The sequence below is a fragment of the Streptomyces cinereospinus genome (genome assembly GCF_042430725.1).
In the GTDB taxonomy this organism is placed as follows: Bacteria; Actinomycetota; Actinomycetes; order Streptomycetales; family Streptomycetaceae; genus Streptomyces; species Streptomyces cinereospinus.
In genome coordinates this window covers 104,668-117,849 of record NZ_JBHMCY010000006.1, presented here as the reverse complement: position 1 = coordinate 117,849, position 13,182 = coordinate 104,668, and the positions used below count along the sequence as shown (strand labels likewise).

General features: G+C 74.1%; 10 protein-coding genes and 2 pseudogenes. 5 read left to right on the top strand and 7 right to left on the bottom strand.

Features of this window, described 5'->3' with window-relative positions:
- Positions 1–19: 19 nt before the first annotated feature.
- Positions 20–778, bottom strand: a complete 759-nt coding sequence (locus ACFF45_RS04975) for a GntR family transcriptional regulator (RefSeq protein WP_381342359.1) — start codon at positions 776–778, stop codon at positions 20–22.
- A 283-nt stretch (positions 779–1,061) separates the two neighbouring features.
- Between ACFF45_RS04975 and ACFF45_RS04970 the strand changes: the two are divergent.
- Positions 1,062–1,238 (top strand): annotated as a pseudogene (locus ACFF45_RS04970) (ATP-binding protein); the annotation flags it as partial.
- Positions 1,239–1,372: 134 nt separating this feature from the next.
- Here the strand turns inward: ACFF45_RS04970 and ACFF45_RS04965 are convergent.
- Together ACFF45_RS04965 and speB are read right to left on the bottom strand one after the other, a co-directional pair.
- Positions 1,373–3,058, bottom strand: a complete 1,686-nt coding sequence (locus ACFF45_RS04965; RefSeq protein WP_381342356.1) for a thiamine pyrophosphate-binding protein — start codon at positions 3,056–3,058, stop codon at positions 1,373–1,375.
- Positions 3,055–4,029, bottom strand: a complete 975-nt coding sequence (speB, locus tag ACFF45_RS04960) for an agmatinase (protein ID WP_381342353.1) — start codon at positions 4,027–4,029, stop codon at positions 3,055–3,057. Before speB ends, ACFF45_RS04965 begins: the two co-directional genes overlap by 4 nt.
- Before the next feature lie 345 nt (positions 4,030–4,374).
- Here speB and ACFF45_RS04955 point away from each other — a divergent pair, with 345 nt between their 5' ends.
- Complete coding sequence (locus ACFF45_RS04955; protein ID WP_381342350.1) at positions 4,375–5,922, top strand: helix-turn-helix domain-containing protein; 1,548 nt, start codon at positions 4,375–4,377, stop codon at positions 5,920–5,922.
- A 74-nt stretch (positions 5,923–5,996) separates the two neighbouring features.
- Entirely contained in the window at positions 5,997–6,785 is a 789-nt protein-coding gene (locus tag ACFF45_RS04950; RefSeq protein WP_381342347.1) for a phosphatase, read from the top strand.
- Here the strand turns inward: ACFF45_RS04950 and ACFF45_RS04945 are convergent.
- The 4 genes and pseudogenes from ACFF45_RS04945 to ACFF45_RS04930 all read right to left on the bottom strand — a co-directional run.
- Positions 6,724–7,244, bottom strand: a pseudogene (locus ACFF45_RS04945) (hypothetical protein); the annotation flags it as partial. The gene ACFF45_RS04950 and the pseudogene ACFF45_RS04945 overlap by 62 nt on opposite strands.
- Positions 7,166–8,323: an acyl-CoA dehydrogenase family protein gene (locus ACFF45_RS04940; protein WP_381342344.1), complete on the bottom strand. Its 1,158-nt coding sequence runs from the start codon at positions 8,321–8,323 to the stop codon at positions 7,166–7,168. The pseudogene ACFF45_RS04945 and the gene ACFF45_RS04940, both read right to left, overlap by 79 nt.
- A gap of 96 nt (positions 8,324–8,419) precedes the next feature.
- Complete coding sequence (locus ACFF45_RS04935; RefSeq protein WP_381342342.1) at positions 8,420–8,731, bottom strand: hypothetical protein; 312 nt, start codon at positions 8,729–8,731, stop codon at positions 8,420–8,422.
- Positions 8,732–8,795: 64 nt separating this feature from the next.
- Positions 8,796–9,383 (bottom strand): SACE_7040 family transcriptional regulator, encoded by a 588-nt coding sequence (locus ACFF45_RS04930; RefSeq protein ID WP_381342339.1) that lies wholly within the window; start codon positions 9,381–9,383, stop codon positions 8,796–8,798.
- Positions 9,384–9,469: 86 nt separating this feature from the next.
- Between ACFF45_RS04930 and ACFF45_RS04925 the strand changes: the two genes are divergently transcribed.
- Together ACFF45_RS04925 and ACFF45_RS04920 are read left to right on the top strand one after the other, a co-directional pair.
- Complete coding sequence (locus ACFF45_RS04925; RefSeq protein ID WP_381342336.1) at positions 9,470–11,086, top strand: carboxyl transferase domain-containing protein; 1,617 nt, start codon at positions 9,470–9,472, stop codon at positions 11,084–11,086.
- Positions 11,087–11,094: 8 nt separating this feature from the next.
- Complete coding sequence (locus tag ACFF45_RS04920) at positions 11,095–13,095, top strand: ATP-binding protein (RefSeq protein WP_381342333.1); 2,001 nt, start codon at positions 11,095–11,097, stop codon at positions 13,093–13,095.
- Positions 13,096–13,182 lie beyond the last annotated feature (87 nt).

The window sequence follows — 13,182 nt, the reverse complement described above, 5'->3', positions numbered from 1 at the left end:
TCCCCCCGGGGCTGCGGGATCAGCCCTCGAACCCGTACTCCAGCACGTACGCGGACGCGTCCAGCACCATGTCGTTGACCTCGACGGGAACGCCCTCCGCGTCGAAGGCGGTCCGGGCCACGAGCATCACGGGAACGCCGGGCGGCAGAGCCAGCCGCTCGGCCTCGTCCCTGCTGGGCATGCGGGAACGGACCTCCTCTCGGAACCGGGCGGGCCCGCGGCCGATCTCGGCAAGCCTCGCGTACGTGCCGCCGGGTCCCGTGTCCGCCCGCGTGATCGGCGTCCCGGCGACGAGATCGGCCGGCAGGTAGGACGTGGACAACAGCACCGGCTTGCCTTCGAGGACGAAGCGGCGTCGCCGCACGCACACGTTCACGTCCTCATCCACCTCCAGGACCGCCGCCACCGGGCCGGGAGCCCGCTCCTCGGCCACCTCGACGGAGTCGACGGCCAGCTCCCGGTCCCCGATGTCGGCCGACCAGATGGAACGGCCCTCACTCCAGTGCGCACGCGCGAGGCGTTCGACACCGCGACGCCTGATGGGCCGGAAGTCCCGGACGAAGACACCGGCCCCCTTGCGCGCTTCCGCGATGCCCTCCGCCTGAAGGACGGCGAGTGCCTGGCGGGCCGTCATCCGGGCCACGCCGTGCTCGGCCATGAGGTCGTTCTCGCCCGGCAGCCGGTCCCCCGCTCCGTACCGACCAGCGTCGATGGCCTCCCGCAGCTCCGCCGCGATCCGCTGGTACTTGGGCTGCCGCCCCGTCTCCCGGCCGCTCATACAGACCTCTCCTCCGATCATCTCTAGACATCCTAGGGATCAGACGTCACGCGTCCCAGTCGAGCACAGGAACCATCCGAGCAATCACCTGCACATCTCTAGAGATGCATGGCGAGGCACTGCGACCATGCGCTTCAATGAGCACGTCTCTAGAGATGTCGAGTCAACCTCTCTACCTTGTCTCGGAGGTTCCTTTGTCAGACCGAGAAGTCCAGTGGCGCTTGCCCCACAGCCCTCGTAGAGCGGGGCGGGCCCGCGCGCTCCTCCGTGAGCAACTCACCGAATGGAAGATCGATGGCGAAGCCGCCCACACCGCCGAGCTTCTCCTGTCGAGCTGATGAGCAACGCCGTCCTGCATGCCCGCAGTCCCGTCGGCCGCCAGATCGGCGTGCGCATCGCGCAGTACGACCGGTGTCTGCGCGTGGAGGTCGCCGACGCGAATCCCGCTCGGCCACAGCCCGGACGGGCCGCCCCCGACGACGGGCAGGGCCGAGGTCTCGCCATCATCAGCGCACTCGCCGTGCGCTGGGGATGCCGCCCTCGCCGCCACGGCATCGGAGAGGCGACCTGGGCGGAGGTCCTGCTCCCCCCGCCTCAGGCCAGATGCGTCGGCGTGAACATGCGCAGCACCGCCGGGAGGACCACCACCGACGGCCCCGGTGACGCCAGCGCCTTCGCCAGGTCGGACTCCAGGGCCTGCGGGGTCGTGCGGACGCCGGGGACGCCGAAGGACTCGGCCAGCGCCACGTAGTCGGGGCGGGTCAGCTCCGTCGCGGTGGCCTGGCCGAAGGCGTCGGTCGGGTACTCGCGGAGGATGCCGTAGCCGCCGTCGTCGACGATCAGCCAGGTGACGTCGAGGTCGTACTGGCGGGCCGTGGCCAGTTCGGCGATGGAGTAGAGGGCGCCGCCGTCGCCGGAGACCGCGAGGACCGGGCGGGTGGGGTCCGCGACCGCCGCGCCGAGGGCGGCCGGGAAGCCGTAGCCGAGGCCGCCGGCGCCCTGGGCGGAGTGCAGGGTGTTGGGGCCCTTGGCGTCGAAGGCGGACCAGGCCCAGTAGGCGAGGATCGTCATGTCCCAGAAGGACGGCGAGGAGGCGGGGAGCGCTCGGCGGATCGACGCCAGCAGGTCCTGCTCCAGGGTGAGCCGCTGCGACGGGATGCGGTCGCGGACCCGGGACAGCACCTCCCGTACCCGGCCGGCCGCGGTGTCGTCCGTGCGCTCCGCCGCCGTCTCCAGCAGCGCCTGGAGGGCGAGGCGGGCGTCGGCGTGGATGCCGAGGGCCGGGTGGTTGGACTCCAGCTTGCCGAGGTCGGCCTCGATCTGGATCACCCGGCCGCGCGGCGTGAACGTGTGGTGGTGGGAGGAGAGTTCGCCGAGGCCGGAGCCCACCACCAGCAGGACGTCCGCGTCCTCCAGGAAGTCCGTGGTGTGGCGGTCCTCCAGCCAGGACTGGAGGGAGAGCGGGTGCTCCCAGGGGAAGGCGCCCTTGCCGCCGGGCGTGGTGACGACCGGCGCGTCCAGCCTCTCCGCCAGCTGCCGCAGCTTCTTGGAGGCGTCCGCGCGGACCACTCCGCCGCCCGCGATGATCGCCGGGCGGTCCGCCCCGGTGAGCCAGTCGGCCGCCACGGCGGTCAGCTCGGGGCGGGGCGGGAGGTCCTCCGGCGTCGCGTCGACCGCGGTCACCACCGGCAGGTGGGTCCCGGCCAGCAGCACGTCCTGCGGGATCTCCACCCAGACCGGGCCGTGCGGCGCGGTCAGCGCGGACTTCCAGGCCTCGGCGATCGCGGACGGGATCTGGGACTGGGCGCGGGCCGGGTGCACGGACTTGACCACGCCCCGGAACGAGGCCGCCTGGTCGGGCAGTTCGTGCACATAGCCGTGGCGGCCGCCGCCCAGGCCGGCCGTCGGCACCTGGCTGCTGATCGCCAGCACCGGGGCGGAGGCCGCCCGGGCCTCCTGGAGCGCGGCCAGCGAGGTCAGCGCGCCCGGCCCGGTCGACAGCAGCAGCGGGGCCGCCTCGCCGGTGATCCGGCCGTAGGCGTCCGCCGCGAAGCCGGCGTTGTTCTCCACCCGCAGGCCCACGTAGCGCAGGTCCGAGCGGCGCAGCGCGTCGGACAGGCCGAGCGCGTGCCGGCCGGGCAGGCCGAAGACCGTCGTCGCGCCGAGCCCGGCCAGCGTCTCCACGACCAGGTCTCCGCCGTTGCGGCCGGGCGGCGGGTTCAGGGCCGCCGCGCTCTGCGCGGCCGTGGGGCGGAGTACCAGGTCGTGGTCGTGAGTCACTTCGCGCGCGCCTCGGCAATCTGTCGGGACATGATCGTGGTCAGTTCGTACGCCGTGTGGGACGCCGCCACCGACGTGATCTCCGCGTGGTCGTACGCGGGGGCCACCTCGACGACGTCGGCCGACACCAGGGTGCAGGATGCCAGGCCGCGCAGGATCTCCAGCAGCTCGCGGGAGGTCATGCCGCCCGCCTCGGGGGTGCCGGTGCCGGGCGCGTGCGCCGGGTCCAGACAGTCGATGTCGACGGAGATGTAGAGCGGGCGGTCGCCGATGCGCTGGCGCAGCTGGTCGGCGACCTCGTCGGCGCCGCGGCGGTAGACGTCCGCCGAGGTGACGATGCCGAAGCCCATCTTCTCGTCGTCGGTCAGGTCCTGCTTGCCGTACAGCGGGCCGCGGGTGCCCACGTGGGAGAGCGCCGAGGTGTCGAGGACGCCCTCCTCCACCGCGCGGCGGAACGGGGTGCCGTGGGTGTACTCGGCGCCGAAGTAGGTGTCCCAGGTGTCGAGGTGGGCGTCGAAGTGGAGCAGCGCGACCGGGCCGTGCTTCCTCGCGACCGAGCGCAGCAGCGGCAGCGCGATGGTGTGGTCGCCGCCCAGGGTCATCAGGCGGGCGCCGGTGCCGAGCAGCTGGTCCGCCGCCGCCTCGACCGTCTCCACGGCCTCGGTGATGTCGAACGGGTTCACGGCGATGTCCCCGCCGTCCGCGACCTGGGCGAGGGCGAACGGGGAGGCGTCCTGCGCCGGGTTGTACGGCCGCAGCAGCCGGGACGCCTCACGGATGGCGTTGCCGCCGAAGCGGGCGCCCGGCCGGTACGAGACGCCCGCGTCGAACGGCACGCCCACCACGGCGACGTCGGCGGTGCCGACCTCGTCGAGGCGGGGCAGCCGGGCGAAGGTCGCGGGACCGGCGTACCGCGGGACGCGGGACGAGTCGACGGGGCCGCGGGGGGTCGGCGTCTCGTTGCTGCTCATCGGAAAAGGCCTTCTTTCTCATGCTTCATCGCGTACGCACCACATGCGCCATATGCACTGATTGCACTAATTGTCATACGACTTTACTGGTGCACCGCGACCGGTTCGGTCACGGGTTCGGGTGCCCGTCCGGCCCGCCGCTCCCGCCGGGCGGGCGGCGCCCCCTGCGCGGTGCCGCGCTTCCACGGCGGCCCGCCGGGGATCGGCACCGGCGGCCCGCCCGGCGCGGGGGCATCCGCCCGCATCCGCGGCAGCCGGTCAGGACCGACCTTAGGTGGCCGGGAAGCGGCTGCGAAGTGTACGTTTCATCCATTCGTACGGACCGGACTGGAGGGAACGCACACCATGTCCGAGGCCCCGGCCCTGCCGCCGACCCCTCCGGTGCCGCTCTCCGCCCTGCTGGCCAGGGAGGACCTCGCCCTGCGCCAGATCGCGGGCCCGTCCGGCCCCGGCACCGTGATCCACGGGGCGCACGCCTCCGAGATGTCCGACCCGTACCCGTATCTGCTGGGCGGTGAGCTGCTGCTCACGGCCGGCGTGCACATCCCGGAGGCGGCGGGCGAGGGGACGTACTTCGACGACTACGTCTCCCGGATCGTCGCGGCGGGCGGCGCGGCCCTCGGCTTCGGGGTGGCGCCGGTGCACGACACGGTGCCGCCCGCGCTGGTCGGGGCCTGCGAGGCGTACGGCCTGCCGCTGCTGGAGGTACCGCCCCGGACCACCTTCTCCGGTGTCGCCCGCGCGGTCTGGCAGCTGACGGCCCGGGCCCGGCACGCCGAGCTGCGCCGGGTGACGGAGGCCCAGCGGAGCCTCGCCGCGGCCGCCGCCCGCCCCGACCCGGTCCCTTCGGTCCTGCGGCAGCTGGCCCAGCGGGTGGGCGGCTGGACGGCGCTGTACGGCCCGGACGGCGGCCGGATCGCCACGGCGGGCCGGGCACCGGCGGACGAGGCGCGCCAAGCGCTGGAGGAGCTGTCGCGGGTGGTACGGCCGACGTCCGCACGCCCCTCGCCCACGCCACCCCTCTCCCCCTCGCCCTCCCCCTCTCCGCCCTTCTCGACGTCCTCCACCCCCTCCTCCACCCCCTCCCCCGCCTCCGCCACCGACACCGTCGCCGACGCGCACCTCTCCGCCTACGCCCTCGGCGCCGGCCAGGGTTTCGTGCTCGGCGTCGCCGCCCCGCACCGGGACCCCGCCGACCACGCCATCGCCTCCGTCGCCGCCGTGCTGCTCGCCCTGCTCACCGGCGAACACCGGAGCGGCACCGGCGCGGACCGCTCCGCCGCGCTGGTGCGGCTGCTGCTGGGCGCCGAGGCCGAGGCCGTGGCCCCGCTGCTCGGCGGGGAGCGGTGGCTGGTGGTGCACGCCCGGCCCGACGCCCGGGCCCCCGACCCGGTCGCCGCCTCCGCGCTCGGCGCGGCGCTGGGCTCGCCGCTGGTGGACCTCGCCGAGGACGTCGTCCGCGTGCTGCTGCCCGCCGAGCGGGAACCGGCCCCGCAGTCCGGCTGGACCCTGGGCGTCAGCGCCGCCGCCGGCCCGCGGGAGTGGCCCGTCGCGGACACCCAGGCGGCCCGCGCGCTGGCCCGGGCCCGCGCCACCCGGACGCCGCTGGTCCGGCACGCCGGCCGGCCCGCCCTCGCCGACCTGGTCCCGGGCGCCGAGGCCGAGGCGCACGCCCGGGCCCTGCTTGGCCCCCTCGGGCAGCACCCCGCCCTCACCGACACCCTGCGCACCTGGCTGTCCCTGCACGGCAGTTGGGACCGCACGGCCGTCGCCCTGTCGGTGCACCGCAACACCGTCCGGCAGCGGATCGCCCGGTGCGCCGCGCTGTTGGGGTCGGACCTGGACGATCCGGACGTACGGATGGAACTGTGGTTCGCGCTGCGGCGGCTGTGACCGGGCGAGTGACCCACGTCCCAGCGTGCGGGACGTCGGGTGCGGGCCCGGGCGCGTGCCGCACAATAAGAGCCATGCCGATACCCGGGACACCCAGCCGCGCCGAGCTCGTCGAGCACCTCGTGAAGACCCGTATCGCGGGCGACGTCGCCACACCGCGTGAGAACAACCTCTCCCACTACCGTCAACTGTCCAACGGCGTCCGCAACTTCTGGCTCGGACTGGAGCTCGGCGACCGCTGGACCGACGAGCAGGACGTGCTCGCGGTGATGGCGGAGCGGGTCGGCGTGAACGACGACCCCGAGTACCGGCACGGCCAGGACACCATCGACCCCGAGCTGACGGTCGCCGCCCTGGAGCGCCTCGCGGCCCGGCTGCGCAAGGCGGCGGACGGCGGGCAGCGGGTGCTCTTCGCGACCGGCCACCCCGGCGGCCTGCTCGACGTGCACCGCGCCACGGCGGCCGCGCTGCGCGCCGCCGGCTGCGAGATCGTGGTCATCCCGGACGGGCTCCAGACGGACGAGGGGTACGTCATGCAGTTCGCGGACGTGGCGGTGCTGGAGCACGGCGCCACCCTGTGGCACACCCACTCGGGCGAACCGATGAAGGCCATTCTCACCGGCCTGGAGCGCGCGGGCCGTCCGCTGCCCGACCTGGTCGTCGCCGACCACGGCTGGGCGGGCTGCGCGGGGCAGCACGGCGTCGACTCCGTCGGCTACGCGGACTGCAACGACCCGGCCCTGTTCATCGCGGAGGCCGAGGGGACCGTCCAGGTGACGGTCCCGCTCGACGACCACGTGGTCAGCCCCCGCCACTACGACCCGATGACGGCGTACCTGCTGTCGGAGGCGGGGCTGCTCTAGGCGAGACGCCCCCTGGGCTTCCCTGGCCTCCGGTCCGGGGGACGCGGACGACGCCCTCCTGGATCACCGTGATCGCGAGGCGGCCGTCCTGCGTGTGGATGTGGCCCGGCCCGGGCCGCGGCCGCCGTACGCCGACGGGGACTCCCGGTCGTACAGGAGCCACTCGTCGGCACGCAACGGGCGGTGGAACCACATCGCGTGGTCCAGCGAGGCCCCGACGACGAGGCCGGCAGGGTGGCCGGGCCGGGCGCGGGCGGGATCGGCGCCCAGTGGTCCATCCTCTCCCCGTACCTCGGTCTGCTCCGGGTCGAGCAGATCGAGGAGGTCCCGCAGTGCCTGGCTCATGGCCGCTGCTCCACTGGCCAGTGAGTTCGCGGACCTTACAGGCCCATGTCCTTGGCGATGATCGACTTCATGATCTCGCTGGTACCGCCATAGATCCGGTTCACCCGGTTGTCCGCGTACAGGCGGGCGATCGGGTACTCGTTCATGTAGCCGTAGCCGCCGTGCAGCTGGAGGCAGCGGTCGATGACGCGGTGCGCGACCTCGGTGCAGAACAGCTTGGCGCTGGCGGCCTCGGCGGCGGTCAGCTCACCGGCGTCCAGGGCCTCGGTCGCGCGGTCGGCGACGGCCTCGGCCGCGTCCACCTCGGCCTGGCAGGCGGCCAGTTCGAACTTGGTGTTCTGGAAGTGCGCTACCGGCTTGCCGAAGACGGTCCGCTCCTGCACGTACTGCTTGGCGAACCGGACGGCGGCCTTGGCCTGCGCGTAGGCGCCGAAGGCGATGCCCCAGCGCTCGGAGGCCAGGTTGTGGCCGAGGTAGGAGAAGCCCTTGTTCTCCTCGCCGAGCAGGTCCTCGGCCGGCACCTCGACGTCGACGAAGGCCAGTTCGGCGGTGTCGGAGGTGCGCAGGCCCAACTTGTCCAGCTTGCGGCCGACGGAGTAGCCCTCGGACTTGGTGTCCACGGCGAACAGCGAGATGCCGAAACGGCGGTCCTCGGCGGTCGGCGCGGAGGTCCGGGCGCAGACGATGACCCGGTCGGCGTGCACGCCGCCGGTGATGAAGGTCTTGGCGCCGTTGAGGACGTAGTGCGTGCCGTCCTCGGAGAGCTTGGCGGTGGTCTTCATGCCCGCGAGGTCGGAGCCGGTGCCCGGCTCGGTCATCGCGATGGCCCACATCTCCTCGCCGGAGACGAACTTCGGCAGGTAGCGCTTCTTCTGCTCGTCGGTGGCCAGCATCTTGAGGTACGGCAGGGCGAGCAGCACGTGCACGCCGGAGCCGCCGAACTGGACGCCCGCCCGCGCGGTCTCTTCGTAGAGGACGGCCTCGAACTTGTGGCTGTCCAGGCCCGCGCCGCCGTACTCCTCGGGCACGTTGATGCCGAATACGCCCAGCTCGCCGAGCTTGTAGTAGAACTCGCGCGGCGCCTGGCCCGCGGCGAACCACTCGTCGTACACCGGTACGACCTCGGCCTCGATGAAGGCGCGGATGGTCTCCCGGAACGCCTCGTGATCCTCATTGAACACCGTACGGCGCACGCCGTCACCTCCACGGGAACGCGTCTAAGCGCTTGCTCACTCAACCCTACCGGCGAGTACGGACCGCCGTCCAGACCGTGGCACGGGTAACGCCCCTCACGCGTCCGGCCGCCACTTACCGGGACGCCCCCCTCGGGCCGGCGCGCGGCCCGAGCCGTCGACCGCCCGGCGCGGCGCCACCGGCGGCAGCAGACCGTCGGAACGGCGGCGCGGCTCGCACATGAGCGCCCCGGCGAGGGCGGTGGCGGCGACGCCCGCCGCCGCGCCCGCGGAGCCGCCGCCGAACGCCGCCGCGGCGGCGGCCGTGGCGCCGGCACGGCTCAGGACGTACGCGCGGGGATCGCGGAGGAGCCGGTCGGTGGCCAGGTTCACGGCGACCAGTACGGCGACGGCGCAGACGACCCGCACTCCGCCTCCCGTGGTCCGGCAGCGCCCTCGAGGCGCGCGGGGCCGTGACGTCCCGCCCCCCTTCCTACCCCGCCGCCCCGAACGCCCCTCTCGCCATCCGGTGCAACAGCTCCGCCGTGGCCCCCCGCCCCGGCAGCGCCCCCGGCCGGCCCAGGTGCGGCGTGGAGTTCAGCAGGCCGAAGACCGAGTGGACGGCCGAGCGGGCCGTCGGCTCGGGCAGCCCCGGGTAGACCTGGCGCACCACCTCCACCCACAGCTCGACGTACTGCCGCTGGAGCTGGCGGACGAGCTTGCGGTCGCTGTCCCGGAGGCGGTCCAGCTCGCGGTCGTGCAGGGTGATGAGCGGGCGGTCGTCGATCGCGAAGTCGATATGGCCCTCGATGAGCGAGTCGAGGACCGCCTCCGGGTCCCCGTCCGCCTCGGCCACCCGGCGCTTCCCACCGGTCAGGAGCCGGCCGCTGATGCCCACCAGCAGCTCGGCCAGCATCGCGTCCTTGCCCGGGAAGTGGCGGTACAGCCCGGGACCGCTGATGCCCACCGCCGCGCCTATCTCGTCCACGCCGACACCGTGGAAGCCGCGCTCGGCGAAGAGCCGCGCGGCCTCCTTGAGGATCTGCTCGCGGCGGGTGGGGGCGTCGGTTCGCATGGCCATGGCAGCAATTCTAGACAGCACGGTTAGCGGTCGTTAACCTGAGGGAAATGCGTTAACGCTCATTAACAAGGTGAGGGGACCGCAGGATGGACCAGGCACCGGAGCTGCACGGCGCGGCGGACCCCGCGTCGAAGGCCTGGCGGGTCAACGAGGAGGCGCATCTCACGCTCGTGGCGGAGCTGCGCGCCAAGCTCGCCGCCGCCCGGCTCGGCGGAGGGGAGAAGGCGCGGGCCCGGCACACCGCGCGCGGCAAACTGCTGCCGCGTGACCGGGTCGACACCCTGCTCGACCCCGGCTCGCCCTTCCTGGAGCTGGCCCCGCTCGCGGCCGACGGGATGTACGACGGCCAGGCGCCCGCCGCCGGCGTCATCGCCGGCATCGGGCGGGTGAGCGGGCGGGAGTGCGTCGTCGTCGCCAACGACGCGACCGTCAAGGGCGGGACGTACTACCCGATGACGGTGAAGAAGCACCTGCGCGCCCAGGAGGTCGCGCTGGAGAACCGGCTGCCCTGCCTCTACCTCGTCGACTCCGGCGGCGCCTTCCTGCCGATGCAGGACGAGGTCTTCCCGGACCGGGAGCACTTCGGGCGGATCTTCTACCACCAGGCCCGGATGTCGGCCGCCCGCATCCCGCAGATCGCCGCCGTCCTCGGCTCCTGCACGGCCGGCGGGGCGTACGTCCCGGCGATGAGCGACGAGGCCGTCATCGTGCGCGGCCAGGGGACGATCTTTCTCGGCGGCCCCCCGCTGGTGAAGGCCGCCACCGGCGAGGTCGTCACCGCCGAGGAGCTCGGCGGCGGCGAGGTGCACGCGCGCGTGTCCGGTGTCACCGACCACCTCGCCGAGGACGACGCGCACGCCCTGCGCATCGTGCGGAACATCGTCGCCACGCTCCCCGCGCGCGGGCCCCTGCCCTGGGAGGTGCGGCCCGCGGTCGAGCCCAAGGCCGACCCGTACGGGCTGTACGGGGCCGTGCCGGCCGACTCCCGCACGCCCTACGACGTGCGCGAGGTCATCGCGCGGCTGGTGGACGGCTCCCGGTTCGCCGAGTTCAAGGCCGAGTTCGGACAGACCCTGGTCACCGGCTTCGCCCGGATCCACGGCCACCCGGTCGGCGTCGTCGCCAACAACGGCGTCCTCTTCTCCGAGTCCGCCCAGAAGGGCGCCCACTTCATCGAGCTGTGCGACCAGCGCGGCATCCCGCTGCTGTTCCTGCAGAACGTCTCCGGGTTCATGGTCGGCCGGGACTACGAGGCCGGCGGCATCGCCAAGCACGGCGCGAAGATGGTCACCGCCGTCGCCACCACGCGCGTACCGAAGCTGACGGTCGTGATCGGCGGCTCCTACGGCGCGGGCAACTACTCGATGTGCGGCCGGGCCTACTCGCCGCGCTTCCTGTGGATGTGGCCCAACGCCAAGATCTCCGTCATGGGCGGCGAACAGGCCGCCTCGGTCCTCGCCACCGTCAAGCGGGACCAGCTGGAGGGCCGCGGCGAGTCCTGGTCCGCCGAGGCGGAAGAGGCGTTCAAGGCGCCGGTCCGCGCGCAGTACGAGCGCCAGGGAAACGCCTACTACGCGACCGCCCGCCTGTGGGACGACGGGGTGATCGACCCCGTGGACACCCGTCAGGTGGTCGGCCTGGCCCTGACCGCGTGCGCCAACGCGCCGCTGGGCGACCCCCAGTCCGGCGTCTTCCGGATGTGAGGGGACCGATGTTCGACACCGTTCTTGTGGCCAACCGCGGCGAGATCGCCGTCCGCGTCATCCGCACGCTGCGCTCGCTGGGCGTCCGCTCCGTCGCCGTCCACTCCGACGCCGACGCCGACGCCCGGCACGTGCGCGAGGCCGACACGGCGGTACGGATCGGCCCGGCGCCGGCCGCCGAGAGCTATCTGTCCGTGGAGCGGATCCTGCGGGCGGCGGCGGCCACCGGCGCCCAGGCCGTCCACCCGGGGTACGGCTTCCTCGCCGAGAACGCCGCCTTCGCGCGCGCGTGCGCCGACGCCGGAGTCGTCTTCGTCGGACCGCCCGCCGACGCCATCGCCCTGATGGGCGACAAGATCCGCGCCAAGGAGACCGTCTCGGCGGCCGGCGTCCCCGTCGTCCCCGGCGGCCGCGACCCCGAACTGGCCCGCGCCGCCCGCGAACTGGGCGCCCCCGTGCTGCTCAAGCCCTCGGCGGGCGGCGGCGGCAAGGGCATGCGCCTGGTGCGCGACCTCGGCCGGCTCGACGACGAGATCGCCGCCGCCCGGCGCGAGGCCGCCGCCTCCTTCGGCGACGACACGCTCCTGGTGGAGCGGTGGATCGACCGGCCCCGGCACATCGAGATCCAGGTCCTGGCCGACGGCCAGGGCACCGTCGTCCACCTGGGCGAGCGCGAGTGCTCCCTGCAGCGCCGCCACCAGAAGGTCGTCGAGGAGGCGCCCAGCGTGCTCCTGGACGAGGCCACCCGCGCGGTCATGGGCGAGGCGGCGGTGCAGGCGGCCCGCTCCTGCGGGTACGTCGGGGCGGGCACGGTCGAGTTCATCGTCCCCGGCGACGACCCGGCCGCGTACTGCTTCATGGAGATGAACACCCGCCTCCAGGTGGAGCACCCCGTCACCGAGCTGGTCACCGGGATCGACCTGGTGGAGTGGCAGCTGCGGGTCGCGGCGGGCGAGCGCCTCGGCTTCGTCCAGGACGACATCGCCCTCACCGGGCACGCGATCGAGGCCCGCCTGTGCGCCGAGGACCCGGCCCGGGGCTTCCTGCCGTCCGGCGGCACGGTGCTCGCCCTGCGCGAGCCCCGGGGCGACGGGGTGCGCACCGACTCCGGGCTCAGCGAGGGCACCGAGGTCGGCAGCCTGTACGACCCGATGCTGTCGAAGGTGATCGCCCACGGCCCCGACCGGGCCGCCGCCCTGCGCAAGCTGCGCGCCGCCCTCGCCGGGACGGTGGTGCTGGGCGTGCCGGCGAACGCCGGGTTCCTGCGCCGGCTGCTCGCCCACCCGGCGGTCGTCCGGGGGGAGCTGGACACCGGGCTGGTCGAGCGGGAGGCGCCCGGCCTGGTGCCGGACGAGGTCCCCCGGGAGGTCTACGCGGCGGCGGCGCTGCTGCGCCGGGCCGCGCTGGCCCCCGCCCCGGCCGCCGGCTGGGTGGATCCGTTCGCCGTCCCGGACGGCTGGCGGCTGGGCGGCGAGCGGGCCTGGACGGCGTACCACCTGCGGGTGCCGGGGCACGACCCGGTGACCGTCCGGCTGCGCACCACCGCGGGCGGCGGCTTCGAGCTGCTGCCGGCCGGCGCCGGGAGCCCCGTCCCGGTCTCCGCCGGCCCGGCCCCGGCGAGCCCCGGAGCGCCCTTCACCGTCCGGCTCGACGGCATCGCCCACACCTTCGCCGCGCTGCCCTCGGGCACCTGGCTGGGCCGGGACGGCGACGCCTGGCAGGTGCTCGACCACGATCCGGTCGAGGCGTCCCTGACCCGCGCCGCCCACGGCGGCGCCGACTCGCTCACCGCCCCCATGCCGGGGACGGTCACGGTCGTCAAGGTCGCGGTGGGCGACGAGGTGACCGCCGGACAGAGCCTGCTGGTGGTGGAGGCGATGAAGATGGAGCACGTCATCTCCGCCCCGCACGCCGGGACGGTCGCCGAACTGGACGTGGCCCCGGGCACCGCGGTCGCCATGGACCAGGTCCTCGCCGTCATCGCACCGACCGAGGAGGAGCCGTCATGAGCACCCCCGGGACCGGCACCACCGGCACGGGCACCCCCGGGACCGGCACCACCGGCACGGGCACCCCCGGGACCGGCACCACCGGCA